The 18093-nt window shown below is 64.3% G+C and carries 13 protein-coding genes; 3 read left to right on the forward strand and 10 right to left on the reverse strand.

The features are described 5' to 3' along the window. Nucleotides 1-53 precede the first annotated feature (53 nt). A complete protein-coding gene (locus tag ACR30Z_RS06860; RefSeq protein WP_144653195.1) occupies nt 54-1463 on the forward strand; it encodes an NAD(P)H-quinone dehydrogenase in 1410 nt (469 codons plus the stop codon). Nucleotides 1464-1559: 96 nt separating this feature from the next. On the opposite strand, the gene ACR30Z_RS06865 is transcribed toward ACR30Z_RS06860, so the two are convergent. From ACR30Z_RS06865 to ACR30Z_RS06880, 4 genes are read right to left on the reverse strand one after another with little or no spacing between them, the layout of a single operon-like run. Beyond that, nucleotides 1560-2291, reverse strand: a complete 732-nt coding sequence (locus ACR30Z_RS06865; protein WP_434371725.1) for an MBL fold metallo-hydrolase — start codon at nt 2289-2291, stop codon at nt 1560-1562. A 27-nt stretch (nt 2292-2318) separates the two neighbouring features. After that, nucleotides 2319-3884: an FAD-dependent oxidoreductase gene (locus ACR30Z_RS06870; protein ID WP_434371727.1), complete on the reverse strand. Its 1566-nt coding sequence runs from the start codon at nt 3882-3884 to the stop codon at nt 2319-2321. Beyond that, nucleotides 3881-6082, reverse strand: a complete 2202-nt coding sequence (locus tag ACR30Z_RS06875; protein ID WP_434371728.1) for a molybdopterin oxidoreductase family protein — start codon at nt 6080-6082, stop codon at nt 3881-3883. Before ACR30Z_RS06875 ends, ACR30Z_RS06870 begins: the two co-directional genes overlap by 4 nt. Further along, nucleotides 6083-7495, reverse strand: coding sequence for an MFS transporter (locus ACR30Z_RS06880; RefSeq protein WP_434371729.1), 1413 nt, complete (start codon nt 7493-7495; stop codon nt 6083-6085). Nucleotides 7496-7789: 294 nt separating this feature from the next. Between ACR30Z_RS06880 and ACR30Z_RS06885 the strand changes: the two genes are divergently transcribed. After that, nucleotides 7790-9199 (forward strand): MFS transporter, encoded by a 1410-nt coding sequence (locus ACR30Z_RS06885; protein ID WP_144653200.1) that lies wholly within the window; start codon nt 7790-7792, stop codon nt 9197-9199. Between the two features lie 69 nt (nt 9200-9268). Here ACR30Z_RS06885 and ACR30Z_RS06890 read toward each other — a convergent pair whose 3' ends face one another. The 6 genes from ACR30Z_RS06890 to ACR30Z_RS06915 form a co-directional block, all read right to left on the reverse strand. Next, nucleotides 9269-11140 carry an acetyl/propionyl/methylcrotonyl-CoA carboxylase subunit alpha gene (locus ACR30Z_RS06890; RefSeq protein WP_434371730.1) on the reverse strand — a complete coding sequence of 624 codons (1872 nt, stop codon included), beginning with the start codon at nt 11138-11140 and terminating at the stop codon, nt 9269-9271. Between the two features lie 60 nt (nt 11141-11200). Further along, a complete protein-coding gene (locus ACR30Z_RS06895; RefSeq protein WP_434371732.1) occupies nt 11201-11869 on the reverse strand; it encodes a Maf family protein in 669 nt (222 codons plus the stop codon). Nucleotides 11870-12019: 150 nt separating this feature from the next. Then, nucleotides 12020-14539 (reverse strand): MMPL family transporter, encoded by a 2520-nt coding sequence (locus ACR30Z_RS06900; RefSeq protein ID WP_434371734.1) that lies wholly within the window; start codon nt 14537-14539, stop codon nt 12020-12022. Between the two features lies 1 nt (nt 14540). Continuing rightward, nucleotides 14541-15263, reverse strand: a complete 723-nt coding sequence (locus tag ACR30Z_RS06905; RefSeq protein WP_434371736.1) for a TetR family transcriptional regulator — start codon at nt 15261-15263, stop codon at nt 14541-14543. Between the two features lie 134 nt (nt 15264-15397). Next, nucleotides 15398-15847 (reverse strand): YbjQ family protein, encoded by a 450-nt coding sequence (locus ACR30Z_RS06910; RefSeq protein ID WP_144653205.1) that lies wholly within the window; start codon nt 15845-15847, stop codon nt 15398-15400. Between the two features lie 93 nt (nt 15848-15940). Then, the gene (locus ACR30Z_RS06915; protein ID WP_144653206.1) at nt 15941-17374 is read right to left on the reverse strand and encodes a dicarboxylate/amino acid:cation symporter; all 1434 of its coding nucleotides are present in this window, start codon (nt 17372-17374) and stop codon (nt 15941-15943) included. 388 nt (nt 17375-17762) lie between these two features. Here ACR30Z_RS06915 and ACR30Z_RS06920 point away from each other — a divergent pair, with 388 nt between their 5' ends. Then, nucleotides 17763-18044: a pyrophosphorylase gene (locus tag ACR30Z_RS06920; RefSeq protein WP_144653423.1), complete on the forward strand. Its 282-nt coding sequence runs from the start codon at nt 17763-17765 to the stop codon at nt 18042-18044. The last annotated feature ends 49 nt before the right edge of the window (nt 18045-18093 follow it).

The following is an 18093-nucleotide window of genomic DNA, read 5'->3' on the forward strand; positions in this document are numbered from 1 at the left end:
GTGAGGGTGGGCTGACTGGCAGCCGCCGGTGCAATGAGCGAGAATTGAGGATTGTGACCACCCAAGTTGACTTCAGTGCCCCCCGTATCGCGATCCTTGGAGGTGGTCCCGGTGGTTACGAAGCTGCCATGGTGGCCGCCTCACTCGGCGCCCACGTCACCATCGTCGAGCGCGCAGGCCTCGGTGGCTCAGCCGTGCTGACCGACGTCGTGCCTTCCAAGACCCTGATCGCCACCGCCGACCTCATGACCCGCGTGGGCGAGGCGGACGAGCTGGGCGTGAAGTTCGACGGCGACGGCACGGCCTCAAAGCCGCGGGCCGACCTCAAACACATCAACGATCGCGTCCTGAACCTGGCACACGGACAGTCCGAGGACATCCGTGCGGGCCTCGAGCGTTTGGGTGTGGAGATCGTCATTGGTTCCGGCAAACTGTTGGACAACAACACCATCGAGGTCCTGACCATCGACGGCACCCGCACCATCGACGCGGACGCCATCTTGCTGGCTGTTGGTGCCCACCCCCGCGAACTCCCCACGGCCAAGCCCGATGGCGAACGCATCCTGAACTGGGCCCAGATCTACAACCTGGACGAACTCCCCGAAGACCTCATCGTGGTGGGTTCCGGTGTGACGGGCGCCGAATTCGCGTCCGCCTACAACGGACTGGGCTCCAACGTCACGCTGATCTCCAGCCGCGACCAAGTCCTCCCCGGCGAGGACACGGATGCGGCCAAACTGCTGGAAGGCGTTTTTGAGCGTCGCGGCGTTCGAGTCTTGTCCAAGTCCCGCGCCAACGCGGTGGAGCGAACGGACGACGGCGTGAAGGTCACCCTGGGTGACGGATCGGTGGTGACTGGGTCGCACTGTTTGGTGTGTGTCGGTTCCATTCCCAACACCGCGGGCATCGGCCTCGAGGAAGCCGGAGTGACGCTGACGGAGTCCGGCCACATCAAGGTTGACGGTGTTTCCCGCACCACGGCTCCCAACATCTATGCTGCCGGCGACTGCACGGGTGTCTTCGCCCTCGCGTCCGTCGCAGCCATGCAGGGTCGCATCGCGATTGCGCACTTCATGGGCGACGGCGTGAAGCCGCTCAAGCTCAACCAGGTGGCGTCCAACATCTTCACGTCCCCGGAGATCGCCTCCGTAGGCGTTTCCGAGGCCGATCTCGCCTCCGGGAAGTACCAGGGCGACGTCGTGATGCTGTCCCTGCTCAGCAATGCCCGAGCCAAGATGCGCAACACCAAGGACGGCTTCGTCAAGATCATCGCCCGCAAGGGATCCGGCACCGTCATCGGTGGCGTGGTGGTTGGTCCGAACGCTTCGGAACTGATCTTCCCGATCTCCGTGGCTGTGACCCAGAAGCTTCACGTGGACGACGTTGCCAGTGCGTTCACTGTCTACCCGTCGCTGACCGGCTCCATTTCCGAAGCGGCACGCCGCTTGCACGTGCACATGTAGTTCCAGCGCAGACGCCCGTTTCGGGGCTTCGCTGCGCGCCATGCCGTTCGACCGGCATGATCCGCAGCGAGCCATCGAAACGGGCTCATTGCGTTCCTAGGAGTGCAGCTGGTTCACCGCTTCGGCCAGGGGCAGGTGCAGCGCGGGGCCGTGGCCTGGCAGGATTACCTTGGCTTGGACGCTCTCCAGGAGCCGGGCAGAGGCCAACGCCGCCACTGGGTTCGAGTGGTACATCCTGTGCAGCATCTGAGGCCCCGATGTCGGGCTGATCGGGTGCCCGCTGACGAAAGAGTCACCCACGGCGATCGCCTGGGCACTGGGCAGCAGCAAAGCTACGTTGCCGGGGGTGTGCCCGGGAAGCAAGATCGATTCGGGCTTGCCGGGCAGGCTCTGGAGCTTCTCCGCCGTCCAGGCCTCGGCGCGTGTGGCCGGTTCCGCCTGAAGGGCCTTGGCTTTGATGACGTGCAGCATCCAGCGGAATACCTTGGGACGCCAGGCCCGGACCAGGACCTGACCGAAGGTGACTTGGTGTTTCTCCCTGCCTTGGACATGAGGGAGTTCTTCGAGGGAGCACAGGATGGGCGTGCCAAAGGTCCGTGAGAAGTAGGCCGCGGATCCTGTGTGGTCCACGTGCCCGTGCGTGATGAGCATGCCCTCCGCATCGGCAGGCTCCAGGCCGAGCCCCCGGATCGACTGCAGCACCAGGCCGCGGTCCGCCGGATATCCGCCGTCGATCAGGATGAAGCCGGAGTCGTCACGGACAATGAGCCAGTTGGAGGCAGGCCCTTCGACAAAGAACACACCAGGTGCTTGCTCGGAAACGTTCACCAGAGCATTCTAGGGAGTTACGCGGCTTCAGGCGGCAGCCGCTTGGAAATGTTTTTCGATGATCCCTTTGATGTCTTCACGGCATCCTCCGCAGCCTGTACCGGCGCGAGTGGCCTTGGAGACCTCGCCAACCGTGCTGCAGCCCGCCAGCACGGAATCCTCAATGCTGGCCGCATTCACGCCGGCGCAACGGCACACGGTCCGCTGGGGATCGTTGCTCGTGGCGCCACCGGCATCGAGCTGGTCGGGCCCGTCGAGTCGGAGCAGCAAGGAGCGGTCCGCCGGCAGCTCAGAGGAGCGCTCGAAGAGGACTACGAGCTCCGCAGCAGTCCGGGGCATGCCCACTGCCACCAAGCCCTCCAGGACTCCGCCGCGGGTGGTCATCTTGACGTAGCGGCCATGCTCGGGGTCGGCCCACTGTGAAATCTGTCGGCGGGCACGCCCGGACGTAGCGCCTGCTTCCAACAATTCTTCGTCCCACATGTCAGCGTGGTTGTCGCCAGCCACTGCAAGGTTGATGCCGCGGGCCTTCAGGACCACCACTCCGGGCTTTTCCTTGGGAAGGGGCTCCAGGGCGTCGGCAACGGATTGACCGTCCCGCGCCAACACCGTCAAGTATTCGGCCAGCCACTCAGCCTGCCGCCACCCGGGCCCCACCAACCCTGAGGGGCCGCCGGCCGTCCTGCAGTCCACGCACGCAGCATCGGGGCAGCGGACCTCGGCGCAGTCGCCGATCGCGAACATGTGGGGCTCGTGATAGGTCCGGAGATGGTGGTCCACCAGGATGCCGGACGCCACAGGAAGTCCGCAGCCCTTGGCCAGTTCGATCCGCGGGCGGACACCACAGGACAACACCAGCAGGTCGCCGTCGATCGCGGAGCCGTCATCCAGCAGCAACGCGGAGAAGCTGCCGCCGGGACCAGCCGTTTCCACGCCGGTGGAACGCGCGTTGCCTGCCATCCGGACACCGCCTGCCCGCAAACTGTTGGTCAGCACGGACCCGCTTCCGCGGTCGATGCTGCGACCCAGGGGGAAGGGGCCGTTGTGGACCACGGTTGCTTGGGCGCCTTCCTCCGCGGCCGCGAGCGCAGTCTCAAGGCCAAGAACGCCGCCACCCAGCACCACCACGCGCTTGCCGCCAGCCACGGCCGCACGGAGGACGGCCGCGTCCTTCAGATCACGCAGCGCAGTGACCCCGGCCGGAAGTACGGGACCGGAAGGATCCGGGTTCAGTCCGGTGAGGTTGGGAATTACGGGCCGGGACCCCGTGGCGAACACCAAGCGGTCGTAGTGTTCTGTGGTGCCATCGGAGAGGACTACGTGTTGGCGGGCGCGGTCGACCCTTTTGACCTTGACGCCCAGCCGCACCTGCACGCCGTCGGACTCCAAATCGGAAGCGTCTGCCATCGCCAAAGCGTCGGCGGTGGTACGGCCGACGGCCAGTTCAGCCACCATCACGCGGTTGTACGCGGCTTCGGCTTCCTGACCTACTACGAGCAACTGGACCAGACCCGTCCGGACAGCGGGGAGCAGTTCGTCCACGAGCCGGGCAGCCACTGGCCCGAATCCAACAACAACAATGCGCTCGCTCATAAAGCCTCCTTGACGTGCAATGGCATCCCGAACCGTCCGGGAACGGAAGAAGCGTCCTGCGTAGCGGCCGCCTTCCGGACCCAAACCCGGCTGGTCTTGAACTCCGGCATACCGGAAATAGGATCTGTGGCCGCCTCCGTGAGCCGGTTGGCGTTTTCCTGCCCAGGGAAGTGGAACGGCAGGAAAACAGTGTCCGGGCGGACGGTATTGCTGAGTTCGGCGCGGCAGAGGACCTCGCCCCGCTCGTTGGTGACGGTGGCGTAGTCGCCGTCGGCCAGGCCCCGCGCTGCCGCCGTCCCGGGGTGGATGAGCAGCCGGGCTTGCGGCTGGGACGCCAGGAGCTCGCTGACACGACGGGTCTGGGCGCCGGACTGGTAATGCTCCAGGAGGCGGCCGGTGGCAAGTGCAAGGGAGTCATCGGCGAATGAACGTACAGCCCGCCTGGACGGAGTGACCGGAACCATCACCGCGCGGCCATCGGCGTGGGCGAACCCATCGCCGAAGAGCCGTGGAGTGCCCGTACTGCCCACGGGGTAGGGCCAATAGGCAGCTTCGCCGCGGTCCAGCAGGGCGTAGTCGATGCCCGAGTAATCGGCCAGACCGCCGGCAGAGGCCAATCGAAGCTCTTCAAACACGGTCTCGGGGTCATCGCTGAACGTTGAAGGAGCGTCAAGCATCCCGGCAAGCCGGGCCATGAGCCACAGCTCGCTGCGCACGCCCGGGGGAGGCGTCAGCGCGCGCCGGCGACGGATCACCCGGCCCTCGAGGTTGGTCAGCGTGCCCTCTTCCTCGGCCCACTGGGTGACGGGTAGGACCAGGTCAGCCTCGGCGGCGGTCTCGGACATGAAGAAGTCGCACACCACCAGGAAGTCCAGGCTGCGGAGACCCCGGGTCACTGCGTTTGTGTCCGGAGCCGACACCACCACGTTGGCGCCGTGCACGAAAAGGCAGCGCACGCCGTCGGGCTGTCCCAGCGACGTGAGAAGTTCGACGGCGGGCAGGCCGGGCCCGGGGATGAGTGACTCGTCGACGCCCCACACACCGGCGACGTGGGCGCGCGCCGCGGGGTCGGTGATCTTGCGGTAGCCCGGGAGCTGGTCCGCCTTCTGGCCATGCTCACGGCCACCCTGGCCGTTACCTTGGCCGGTGAGGGTGCCGTAGCCGCTGCGGGCCGAGCCCGGTAGCCCGAGGATGAGGCTCAGATTGATGGCTGCGGTGGCGGTGTCGGTGCCGTCCACGTGCTGCTCCACGCCACGGCCGCTGAGGATGTAGCTGCCGCCGTCACGGGCACCTTGGGCCAAACGTCGGGCCGTCTCACGGATGAGGGTGGCGGGCACGCCGGTGATGGACTGGACGCGCTCCGGCCAGAAGGCGTTGAGGCTGCGCACCACGGCCGCGTATCCACTGGTGTTGGCGGCGATGTACTCAGAGTCTGCCAGGCCTTCGTGGACCACGACGTGCGAAATGCCCAACAGGAGGGCCAAATCGGTGCCGGGCGTCGGCTGCAAGTGGAGGCCGCCGCCGTCGCCAGTGAATGCTGCAGTAGCCGAGCGGCGCGGGTCCACCACAATCAGCCCGCCGGCGTCGCGCGCGCCCTGGAGGTGCTGGACGAAGGGCGGCATGGTCTCGGCCACGTTTGAACCGAGCATGAGGATCACGGACGCGGTGTCGAGGTCGGAGACCGGGAAGGGGAGCCCGCGGTCCACACCGAAGGCGCGGTTGCCGGCGGCTGCTGCGGATGACATGCAGAACCGGCCGTTGTAGTCGATGCGTGAGGTCCGGAGTGCCAACCGGGCGAATTTGCCCAGCAGGTAAGCCTTCTCGTTGGTGAGGCCGCCGCCGCCGAAGACTCCAACAGCGTCGTTCCCGTACTGCTGCTGGGTGTCTTTAACGGCTGCGGTGATCAGCATGAGGGCCTGGTCCCAGGAGATGGGCTGATGGACGCCGTCGGAGCCTTTGAGCATCGGCTCAGTGACGCGGCCGTTGTGGCGCAACAACGACGCCGATGTCCAGCCTTTGCGGCACAGCCCGCCCCGGTTGGTGGGGAAGTCGCGCCCTGAAACCTCGAGCGGGACGGCGGGGGTGGCCGGTTCTGCGGTGGGCGCTGCCGCTGTCCCGGCTGCAGAGGCAGCCGGGGTCAGCGTCATGGCGCACTGGAGCGCGCAGTAGGGGCAGTGGGTATCGGCGCCGTTGGGCATCTAGATGTGTCCGATCGTGTTGCGCTTCCGGGCAGGGCGGATGTAGCAGGCCCAGCAGACGGCGAGCATCAGGACATAGGCTCCGACGAAGCCGTAGAACGCCGGGGTGTAGGAGCCGCTGGCCGAGTTGGAAGCGTTGAGTACCTGCGGGATGACGAAGCCGCCGTAGGCGCCGATCGCGGAGATCAGGCCCAGGGAGGACGAGGCAAGACGAGCCGTGGTGGCGCTGGGGGCGCCTGAGCGTGCCGCCCGGCTGGAGGTTGCGAAGATCACCGGGATCATGCGGTACGTGGCGCCGTTCCCGAAGCCGCTGGCCAGGAAGAGCAGCAGGAACAAGGTGAGGAAGAGCCAGAAGTTCTTCAGGGGCAGTGTCCAGATCATGGTCAACGTGATGACGGCCATGGAAGCGAACGAGGCGATGGTCATGCGTGCCCCGCCCATGCGGTCGGCCATGCGGCCACCGTAGGGACGGGCCAGGGAGCCGACCAGCGGGCCGAGGAAGGCCAATGAGAGCGCTACCGCGCCAACATGGATGGACGAGAAGTCCGGGAAGTAGTCCTTGATCAGCTTGGGGAAGACACCTGCGAAGCCGATGAAGGAGCCGAAAGTTCCGATGTACAGGAACGCCATGATCCACAGATGCGGTTCCTTGAGGGCGGCCAGGGAGCCGGCCACGTCACCCTTGGCGCTGGTGAGGTTGTTCATGTACTTGAAGGCGCCGAAGGCGGCGATGATGATCAGCGGAATCCAGATGATTCCCGCCATGGGCAGGTTGACGGTTCCGGCGGCCAGCAGGGTGATGGCGATGGGGACAACAAGCTGTGCGACGGCGGCACCGAGGTTGCCGCCGGCAGCGTTCAGGCCCAGCGCCCAACCCTTTTCGCGTGCGGGGTAGAAGAAGGTGATGTTGGCCATCGAGCTGGCGAAGTTGCCGCCACCGAAGCCGGCCAGACCGGCCATGAGGAGCATGATGCCGAAGGGTGTCTCGGGGTTGGAGACACAGATGGCCAGGCCTGTGGTGGGGATCAGCAGGAGCAACGCCGAGACGATGGTCCAGTTCCGGCCACCGAACTTGGGAACCATGAATGTATAGGGAATGCGGAGCGTTGCGCCTACAAGGCTGGGGATGGAGATGAGCCAGAAGATCTGGTTGGTGTCGAAGGTAAAGCCTGCTGCGGGGAGCTGGACCACCACAATGGACCACAGCTGCCAGACGACGAAGCCGAGGAATTCGGCGAAGATCGACCAGTAGAGATTTCGCTTGGCGATGGACCGGCCTTCGGCTTCCCACTGGCCCTTGTCTTCGGCATCCCAGTTGGCAATCCAGCGGCCGGGGCGGTGATCAAGGGCGGGGGCGGCGGTGGCAGTGGACTGGGCAGGGGCCAGTTCATCTGCGGAGCGGTCAACAGTCACGGAGTGCCTCCTTGGTGGGGGACGTTGTTCTTCCAAGGTAGGTTTCGCGCATTTCGTGGACGGGCGCCGTTTGTAAACGTGCTGTGACATTTCCCTATCGGCGGGGTCACCAGCGCGTGAGGCGATGGTGAGGTAATGTGGCGCGGACCACAAGGTGAGATTTTCTTGTGTGTCCGCATGTTGGACTTAGTTGTCCAGTCAATGGACAGCGGGAACTATTATTGAACTCTCGAATAATCCCTCGCCGGGTCCGCTCCTGGGGCATCGGCCGGCGTAAAAGAAAGCTGCAAACACATGTCTTCCACTGCACCATCCAAGGAAGGTGAGTCCACTAAGCCAGTGAACTCACGGGGCAAGGTGATCTTCGCAAGCCTGATCGGCACGACGATCGAGTTCTACGACTTCTATGCCTATGCCACCGCGTCGGTACTCGTCTTCCCCAAGCTCTTCTTCCCCGACGCCACTGACATCAATGCTCTGCTCAGTGCGTTCGCCATCTTTGGTGTCGCCTTCTTCGCACGCCCGATCGGTGCCGTGGTCTTCGGTCACTTTGGTGACAAGATCGGCCGCAAGGGCACCCTGGTTGCCTCCCTGCTGACCATGGGTATCGCAACCTTCCTCATCGGCCTCCTGCCCACGGCCTCCATGGCGGGATGGGCGATCCTCGCCCCGATCATGCTGGTGATCCTGCGCTTCTTCCAGGGCCTGGCCCTGGGTGGTGAATGGTCCGGCGCAGCCCTGCTCGCCACCGAAAACGCGCCCGAGGGCAAGCGCGCCATCTACGGTACGTTCCCGCAGTTGGGCGCACCCATCGGCTTCATCATCGCCAACGTGATCTTCATTTGGATGAACGTGTCCCTCAGCGCCGAAGAGTTCCTCTCGTGGGGCTGGCGCGTACCGTTCATCCTCAGCGCGGTTCTGGTCATCGTGGGACTCTATGTTCGCCTGAAACTGGTGGAGAGTGTGTCCTTCACCAAGGTGATCGAGCAGGAGAAGGTGCAGAAGCTGCCCCTCGCCGCTACCCTCAAGAGCCACTGGCGCCCCGTTGTTGCCGGTACCTTCATCATGTTCGCCACCTACGTGCTCTTCTACATCATGACCACATTCACCCTGTCCTACGGCACCAAGCCCACGCTGGAAGGCGCCCAGGCTGCTGCCGAAAAGGCCGGCAAGCCCATGACGGCAGACCAGATCGCCGCGTTTGTTCCTGGCCTGGGAATCACCCGGTCAGACTTCCTCTGGATGCTCATCATCGGTGTTGTGTTCTTCGGCATCTTCACCGTGGTCTCCGGACCGCTGGCTGAGAAGTGGGGCCGCCGAAAGTTCCTCCTGGGCGTCACGGCCGGCATCTTCGTGTTCGGCGCGCTCTGGTTCACCATGTTCGGTCCGGGCCAGGCAGCTGCGATGGTGGGCCTGATCGTTGGCTTCACACTCATGGGCCTGACCTTCGGACCCATGGCGGCCATCCTGCCCGAACTGTTCCCGGCCAACGTCCGCTACACCGGTTCCGCGGTGGCCTACAACCTGTCCTCCATGATCGGTGCGGCCCCGGCGTCCTTCGTCGCCATCGCCCTCTGGTCGGCGGCGAACGGCAGCACCTGGCTCGTCGGTGCGTACATGGCCGCGGCCGCCGTGGTCACGTTCATTGCCCTGTGGCTGACCCGGGAAACCAAGGACATGGATTACGAGAACAACGTCGCCTGATTAGCTCACTTACGACGCCGGCCCCGCACCAAACGGTGCGGGGCCGGCGTCGTCAAGGGGTTCTTGGTGTTAGTCCTCAATGGTGGCGATGACAGCGCCGGCGGCGACCGTCTCTCCAGCGGTGGCGGCGAGGCCACGCACGGTGCCGGCCTTGTGGGCGGTGAGCGGCTGTTCCATCTTCATGGCTTCCAGCACCACGATCAGGTCGCCTTCTGCCACGACGTCGCCCTCTGCAGCCGCCACCTTGACGATGGTGCCCTGCATGGGAGAGGTCAATGCATTGCCGCCGGCTGCGGCCGCGGTGGCGCCAGCCGAACGTGAGCGCTTCTTGGACTTGCCGCCCTTGGCGCCCGAACCGCTGGACACCGCGGCCACGCTGCCGCCCAGGCCTGACGGCAGAACGACCTCAAGGCGCTTGCCACCAACCTCGACGACGACGCGCTGCCGCTCACCGGCGTCGGGCGCTTCAGCACCGGCACCGCTGGCCGACCAAGCGGGAATGCTGTTGACGAACTCGGTCTCGATCCAGCGTGTGTGAACCTTGAACGGTCCTTCAGCTGGAGCGAAATCGGGGTCGGTGACCACTGCGAGGTCGAACGGGATGACCGTGGGGATGCCCTCTACCACCATCTCCTCCAGCGCCCGGCGTGAACGCTGAAGGGCCTGCTGGCGGGAAGCGCCGGTAACGATCAGCTTGGACAGCATGGAGTCGAAGTTGCCGCTGATGACGTCACCCTGCTCGACGCCGGAATCGATCCGGATGCCTGGTCCCGTCGGGTTCTTCAGGGTGGTGATGGTGCCGGGGGCGGGCATGAAGTTGCGGCCCGGATCTTCGCCGGTGATGCGGAACTCGAAGGAGTGGCCGCGGACCTCGGGGTCGTCGTAGCCGAGTGCTTCACCGCGGGCGATGCGGAACTGTTCGCGGACGAGGTCGATTCCCGTGACTTCCTCGGAGACGCAATGCTCCACCTGGAGGCGGGTGTTGACCTCAAGGAAGGAGATGGTGCCGTCCTGGCCCACCAGGAATTCGCAGGTTCCGGCGCCCAGGTAGTTGGCTTCCTTCAGGATGGCCTTGGAGGACTCGTAAAGTCGCTTGTTCTGCTCTTCGCTCAGGTACGGAGCGGGAGCTTCCTCAACCAGCTTCTGGTTGCGGCGCTGCAGCGAGCAGTCGCGGGTGGAGACCACCACCACATTGCCGTAAGCGTCGGCCAAGCACTGGGTTTCGACGTGGCGGGGGGCATCGAGGAAGCGCTCAATGAAGCATTCGCCACGGCCAAAAGCTGCGGTGGCTTCGCGGACTGCCGATTCGTACAGTTCCGGGATTTCGTCCATGGTGCGGGCAACCTTGATGCCGCGTCCGCCGCCCCCGAAGGCGGCCTTGATGGCGATGGGCAGACCGAATTCCTCGGCAAACTTCAGGATTTCGTCGGCCGATTCCACCGGGTCAGCCGTGCCGGGGACCAAGGGGGCGCCAACCTTTTCGGCGATGTGGCGGGCCTGGACCTTGTCGCCCAAGGCCGAGATCGCCTCAGGGGAGGGGCCAATCCAGGTGATGCCGGCGCCGATGACCTTGGCAGCGAACTCGGCGTTCTCCGCCAGGAAACCGTAGCCGGGGTGGATCGCGTCGGCGCCGGACTGCTTGGCGACCTCGATGATCTTGTCCATCACCAGGTACGACTCGGCTGCGGTGTTGCCACCCAGTGCATAAGCTTCATCAGCGAGGCGGACATGCAGGGCGTCGCGGTCAGGATCTGCGTAGACGGCGACGGAGGCAATGCCCTCGTCCCGGGCAGCTCGGATGATGCGGACCGCGATTTCGCCGCGGTTGGCAATCAAGACCTTGGTAAGAGGGCTGGAAATGGGCTGCGCCGGGTTAGCTGACAAGTTGTTGACTCCTTCTGTCCTTGAGGAGCCTAGCGTGATTGTGAGGGTTCCGCCCATATTGATGGGGGATTCCGTGTGTGAGGGGATGTTCCTTTGTAGGGTTGCTACAAATCGCTTCTACTGAACGTCCGTGTCCCACAGCTCCGTGATGCCCACGTTCGCGTGCACCAGCAAATCGCGGAGGGTGGAGATGGAAAGCCCGACGACGGCGTGCGGGTCACCGTCCACCTTGCGGATGAAAGCCCCACCCAAGCCGTCGATGGTGAAGGACCCGGCGCAGTGCAGGGGTTCGCCGGTGGCGATGTAGGCGTCAATGTCGCTCGAGGTCATGTCGGCGAAGTGGACTTCGGCACTCGAAACGGCACCCACCGTGGCCCCTGTGCCTTCGGGGGTATCGGCGTCCTCGCCGTCTTCAACGTCCGCGGCGGTGTCTCGGCAGTCGACAAGCCAGTGCCCGGTATGAAGCACTCCCTGCGAGCCGCTCATCCGCAGCATCCGTTCCCTGGCGACCTCCGCGGTGTAGGGCTTGCCGTGGGATTCGCCGTCGAACTCAAATACCGAATCGCAGCCGATGACCAAGGCGCCTTCGGACTCGGGGAGTGCGGCTACGGCCTCGGCCTTGGCCCGTGCCAGCAGGAGGGCGGTATCGTGCGGGTCCGTCACACCGTACTTGGCCTGGACCGCGTCCTCATCGACATCCGAGACGAGGACTTCGTGCTGGATCCCAGCCTCGGTGAGCAGCTTGGTGCGGGCAGGGGACTGGGAGGCAAGGATCAATCGGGTCACGCCCCCAGCCTAATACGACGCTCACTCACATCCCGCGTGCTTTCCGCCGACCATCTCGCACATCCCGCGTGCTTAAACCGAACGCTCGCTCACTTGCCTCCAGCAAGTGAGCGAGCGTTCGTGAATATCGACTGCTATGTGAGAGACCGTTTAGTGGACCAGTTCGTCGGCCTTCCTGCGGTCGCTGCGCTCCAGCTTGGCGCCTTCAACGTCCACATCCGGGAGGATGCGCTCCAGCCATTTCGGCAACCACCAGGCTTTCTCGCCCAAGAGGTACATGACAGCCGGGACGATGGTCATACGGACCACGAAGGCATCGATCAGCACACCGAAGGCCATCGCGAAGCCGAGCGGCCGGACCATGGTGAGGTGGCTGAAGATGAAGCCGGAGAACACGCTGACCATGATGATCGCGGCCGCGGTGACCACAGCAGCTGCGTGGCTGAATCCGGAGCGGACGGCATGCTTGGCGGACTCACCGTGCATGAAGGATTCACGCATGCCGGAGGTGATGAACACCTGGTAGTCCATGGCGAGGCCGAACAGCACACCGATCAGGATGATGGGCAGGAAGCTCAGCACAGCGCCGGGGTTGGCGACGTCGAAGATCCCTCCCAGCCAGCCCCACTGGTACACAGCAACCACGGCGCCGAAGGCAGCGGCCAGCGAGAGCAGGAATCCACCCGTGGCCAGCAACGGCACAACGATCGAGCGGAACACCAGGAGCAACAAGAGCAGGGAAAGCCCGACGACGATTGCCAAGTACGGCGGCAAGGCAGCCCCGAGCTTGTTGGAAACGTCAATGTTGCCCGCGGTTTGACCGGTCAAGCCAATGGTCACGTCCAGGTCGTCCTGAATTGCTGAGCCCTTGGCACGAAGATCGGATACCACCTGCACGGTGCCGGCGCTGGCTGGACCTTCCTTCGGAATGACCTGGAAGACGGTGGTGCGGCGGTCGCCGCTCAGGGCAATGGGCACGGCTGCGACGACGTTCTCAACGCTGCGAAGCTGGTCCGCCACGTCGAACTGCTTATTCTTGGCGTCGTTCTCGCTGAGGCCTTCGGGGAATTCGCCAACCACGATGATCGGTCCCGTCACGCCTTCGCCGAAGCTGCTGCGGGTGAGGTCGTAAGCCTTGAAGGCTTGCGAATCCACCGGCTCGGAGCCGCCGTCGGGCAGTGCCAGCCGCAGCTGGGAAGCCGGCAGTGCAACGGCGCCGAGCAGGACCACGCTGAGGATCAAGGCAACCCAAGGGTGGCGCGTCACCATGCCGCCCCAGCCGCCGCTGCTGCGCTTCTCTTCGAGTTCGCGGTCGGCGACTTCGTGACCGGGCTCGGCGTTGTGCTTGGCGGCCTTGGCCCAGGCGCGCTTTGAGATGAGCCTGCGGCCGATCAGCGCAAGGACGGCGGGCGTCAGGGTCAAAGCCACGACGACGGCGACAGCAACTGTCGCTGCGGCAGCAACACCCATCACGGCGAGGAAGGGCAGTCCAGGAACCACCAAAGCTGCGAGGGCGATGATGACGGTGAGACCGGCGAACAGCACAGCGTTTCCGGACGTGCCCGTGGCCAACGCCGCAGACTCTTCAGCGTCCATGCCCGCCAGGAGCTGCGTCCGGTGGCGGTTGACGATAAACAGCGAGTAGTCGATGCCCACCGCGAGGCCGAGCATCAGGGCGAGCATGGGGGAGATGGAGCTCATGTCGATCACGCTGGTGAGGGCGAAGGTTCCGCCGACGCCAACGGCAACACCGATGAGGGCCATGAGGAGCGGCAGGCCCGCGGCGATGAGCGTGCCGAGCATGAGGATCAGGACCAGGGCAGCAACTGCGACGCCGACGATTTCAGCGATGCCGAAGATCTCCGAGACGTCCTCGGTGATTTCCTTGCTGGCATAAGCAGTGACCCCTGCGGACGAGACGCCGTGGACGATCTCCTGGACTTCCTCGCGGACGGCAGGATCGACGGCGTTGATGGAGGTCTTGAACTGGACCTGCGCTACGGCGGCTTTGTTGTCACTGGAAACAAAGCGGAGGCCTTCAGATGCTTCGAGCTGTCGCTTGCCCAGAGCCAATGCGGCGGCGCCGTCGGCAGCTTCCTTGGCTCCGGCGTCGAGCTTTTCCTTGTTGGCAGCAAATTCCGCGCGCTGCGGCGCCAACTGGGCTTCAATCTGGGCGGGTGTAAGGCCAGAGGCAGCGAGTTGCTGTTCCAACCCGGCGAGTTGGGCCTCGCCCGCTTCCAACTGCGCGCGGGAAGCATCAAGCTGGGCCTGGCCCTCGGCGGCCGTCGCTTCGCCGGCAGCGATCTCAGCAGCGGAATTGTCCAGCTGCTCTTGCGTGGTGAAGGGGTTTACGGTGCCCTGCACGTCCGGGAGCGTCTGGAGCTTCTCGAGTGCCGCAGTCACGGCGTCCTTCTTGGCCTGGTCAAAACCGGCATCCCCGGCATCGAACACCACGCTGGCGGAGCCGCCCGAGGAATCCGGCAGGGCTTCCTTGAGCTTGTCGGCCATCTGCTGGGTTTCAGTCCCCGGGATGGTGAAGTTGTTGGACATGGTGCCGTGGAATGCTGCGGCCGAGCCGCCTACTGCCACCATGACGGCGAGCCAGATGGAGATGACCAGCCAGCGGCGCCGATACGAAAACTTGCCGAGACGGTAGAGGAACGAGGCCATGTCAGAACCGATCTGTGGTGGTTGGAACGGAGGGGGAGGCTGCTGAGGCTTGGACGGACGCGTCCGACGGCGGCGCGAAGCCAGCGCCGAGGAGGCCCATCGCATCGATGAGGTGCTGGCGAAGAACCGCGAGGGACTCCGCGGAAAGGTCCGGGCCGCGTTCGGCGAACCAGACGGTCATGGCGGCCTTGCCACAAGAGATCACTGACCCGGCCAAGGCATGTAGGTACAGCTCGCTGATGCCGGTACCGAGCCGGCTGCGTGCTGCGTCAATAATTTGTTCGGTGCAGTGTTCCCAGGCTTCCAGCTCTGAGCGGGCCAGCGAGCGGTTGTCCTGCGTGAGGCTGAAGAGCTCGGCCATGGGCGCTACCGACATCGGGTCGGCCAGGGCCATCAATGCGGCCTGTGCGGATTCGAGGATTGACTCGTCAGCCGGGCGGAGGCGGAACTGCTCCAACGCGTGGTCCATGAACCCGTCGGCCACCGATGCCAGGGCCGCCTCGAGGCTGGGGAAGTAGTTAAAGAACGTGCGGCGGGAAACGCCGGCGCTGGCGGCGATGTCCTCCACGGTGAAGTTGCCTGCCCCGTTGCTGCGCAAGAGGTCCAGGGCTGCTGTGGCGATGGAGTTGCGGGTGGCCGCCTTATTGAGCTCACGCCGTGACGGTGCGGCGGGCTCGGACAGGGACGACTCCGCAGCGGCATCGTGGCTGCTGGTTTGGGTCACATACTTACACTAAGTGCAAGTTTGCACTCTGCGCAATTTGGGTCTGCTCGAGGCAAAGAAATCCCGTCCCTGTTCGCTTCACTCGCGTTGCCGGGAGGTGGTCGATCAAGAACGGGATCAGTGGACGGCTTGATTTAGAACTGTGTGGGGGGAGCCGGTGGGGTGGGCTGCCGGGGTTGAGCCGCGGCCGCAGGCTGAGCCGTCTGCTGGGCGGCCGTCTTGGTGAGGTAGACCGACTGACCCGTAGCCCCGGGCTCACCTTCACCCAGGGGAAGTACGTAGACGGCGGTGCCGTACGCGCAGACTTCGGTCCAGTTGGTGCCCATCTCGGAGGTGTCGAAACGCATGGCGACGATGGCATTGGCACCGCGCTGCTGTGCTTCGTTGACCATGCGCGCCATGACTTCCTGGCGGCTTTCGTACAGTGCCTTGGTCATTTCGGGCAGCTCGCCGCCGCCGAGGGAACGGAAGCCGGCAAGCATTTGCGAGCCGATATCCCGTGAGCGGACCGTAAGGCCCATGACTTCGCCGAAGACGGCATCGATCCGGTGGCCCGGGATTTCATTGGAAGTGACGATCAACATGGTCCGAGCCTATCCAGTCTTGGCCTCTTAAACAGGGAAATCCCCCGGGGAGAACTCCCCGGGGGATCAACACCTCATGACAGCAGGTGGCCGCTAAGCCTTCGAGTCGGCCAGCTCGCGCTCGTCGGCTTCAGCTGCTGCCTTGTCGGCGGCATACTCATCGGCGAAAACGGCACCGTTGCGGGGTGCGTTGTACAGCGACTCGTCCAGGATGCCCTGACGCTTGGCCACGATGGCCGGGACCAGTGCCTGACCCGCCACGTTGACGGCGGTGCGGCCCATGTCCAGGATCGGGTCGATCGCCAGCAGGAGGCCGACGCCGGCAAGCGGCAGTCCCAGCGTGGAGAGGGTCAGGGTCAGCATGACGACGGCGCCAGTGGTACCGGCCGTGGCTGCGGAACCGAGGACGGAGACCAGCACGATGAGCAGGTACTGGCTGAAGTCAAGGTTGATGCCGAAGAACTGGGCTACGAAGATCGCCGCGATGGCCGGGTAGATTGCCGCGCAACCGTCCATCTTGGTGGTGGCACCCAGCGGCACTGCGAAGGAGGCGTAGCCGGAGGGGACACCCAGGTTCCGCTCAGTGACGCGCTGCGTGAGCGGCAGCGTGCCGATGGAAGAGCGGGACACAAACGCCAGCTGCACGGCCGGCCACACGCCGGAGAAGTACTGCTTCACAGAGAGGCCGTGGACGCGGACCAGGATTGGATACAGGACGAAGAGCACCAGTGCCAGGCCGATGTAAATGGCAGCGGTGAACTTGCCCAGGGCGCCGATGGTGTCCCAGCCGTAGATGGCAACAGCGTTGCCAATCAAGCCAATGGTGCCCAGAGGTGCTAGGCGGATGATCCACCACAGGACCTTCTGGATGACGGCAAGCGCGGAAGCGTTGAACGTCAGGAAGGCTTCGGCCTGCTTGCCCACCTTGAGGGCGGCAACGCCGATGGCGATCGCCACTACCAGGATCTGGAGCACGTTGAAGCTGACGGAGGTGCTGACCGTCGTGGCAGCGTTGGCGCTTTCGGTGACAGTGGAGCTGGCGCCGAGGCCGAGGAAGTTCTTGGGGAACAGGCCGATGAGGAAGGCCCACCAGTCACCGGTCTTGCCGGCGTACTTGGCTTCCTCTGTGATGCCGGTAGCGGCCCCCGGCTGCAGGAGCACGCCCAGGCCGATGCCGATCAGTACCGAGACCAGTGACGTGATGGCAAACCAGAGCAGCGTGTTCCAGGCCAGGCGCGCTGCGTTGGACACCTGACGCAGGTTCGCGATGGAGCTCACCACGGCGGTGAAAATCAAAGGAACGACGGCGGTCTGCAGCAACGAGACGTAGCTGGAGCCGACCGTCTGGAGAGTTGCGCCGAGGCCGTTGGGGGCTGTTTTGGTGCTGCCCGTGTACTTGGCGATGAGGCCGAGGACGAGGCCGATGATGAGGGCTGCGATGATCTGGACGCCGAAGGAACCGGCCCACTTGGGGAGCCGGAAGCCGGTCTTGCCAGCTGCTGGGGAAGTGTTGGTTGAGGTGCTCACCGGAATACGTTAGGTGTCTCGTCAATAACATAGCGAACGGACGTTGAGAAATGTTACGTGCGCAAAAGTTATTCCCAAGCCTTTGTGACGTTGCTCTCACAGGAGCGCGGCTATCTGCGGCCTGAGTATGCCTGCTACTGCCGAGGGGTCACGCTGAGTTGGGCCGGGCACGGCAAAAGCTGCTTTTTTGATAGCGACCGTGGTCGATTTCGCCTTACCCCTGCAAAACAGTAATTCGAAGCCGTAATAGGACTGCTTTGGCGTTGTCCATAGGTGTTTGTCCGTTTGTTGGATTTATTGGGTGGTGTTGGTAGTTTAGGCATCGTCTGGTCGCCTGGACTGGTTTTGGTTTGGGTGTTGCGATTGTTCTTATTGGGAGGAAAGTTTTATGTCGCGTGTGTTGTCTACTGAGCAGGCCAAGGCTGCTATTGGTCAGGTGCAGTCGATTATTACTGGTGGGTTTACTGATCAGATTTCGGCGTTGGATGCGCAGGGTCGTGTGTTGTCGGATCCGAATGTGTGGGATGGGCCGTTGGCTGCTGAGTTCCGTGGTTCGACGTGGCCGGAGACGAAGGCTGCGTTGGATAAGGCGCGGGAGGAGTTGGAGCAGTTGCGGGGTCAGTTGCAGAAGATTTCGCAGGATATTTTCTCTGCCGGCGGCGGGGCCTGATTTTGTAGTTGGTTTTGGTGGGGGCCGGGTGATCGTGCTGCGTTGATGC

Source organism: Paenarthrobacter sp. FR1 (assembly GCF_051106045.1).
Taxonomy (GTDB): Bacteria; Actinomycetota; Actinomycetes; order Actinomycetales; family Micrococcaceae; genus Arthrobacter; species Arthrobacter nitroguajacolicus_A.

What these genes read in the sequence shown, in the direction of transcription:
- ACR30Z_RS06920 (WP_144653423.1), top strand. Translation starts at nt 17,763, where the DNA reads ATGTCGCGTGTGTTGTCTACTGAGCAGGCCAAGGCTGCTATTGGTCAG.
- ACR30Z_RS06885 (WP_144653200.1), top strand. Translation starts at nt 7,790, where the DNA reads ATGTCTTCCACTGCACCATCCAAGGAAGGTGAGTCCACTAAGCCAGTG.
- ACR30Z_RS06890 (WP_434371730.1), bottom strand. Translation starts at nt 11,140, where the DNA reads ATGGGCGGAACCCTCACAATCACGCTAGGCTCCTCAAGGACAGAAGGA.
- ACR30Z_RS06900 (WP_434371734.1), bottom strand. Translation starts at nt 14,539, where the DNA reads ATGGCCTCGTTCCTCTACCGTCTCGGCAAGTTTTCGTATCGGCGCCGC.
- ACR30Z_RS06870 (WP_434371727.1), bottom strand. Translation starts at nt 3,884, where the DNA reads ATGAGCGAGCGCATTGTTGTTGTTGGATTCGGGCCAGTGGCTGCCCGG.
- ACR30Z_RS06910 (WP_144653205.1), bottom strand. Translation starts at nt 15,847, where the DNA reads ATGTTGATCGTCACTTCCAATGAAATCCCGGGCCACCGGATCGATGCC.
- ACR30Z_RS06875 (WP_434371728.1), bottom strand. Translation starts at nt 6,082, where the DNA reads ATGCCCAACGGCGCCGATACCCACTGCCCCTACTGCGCGCTCCAGTGC.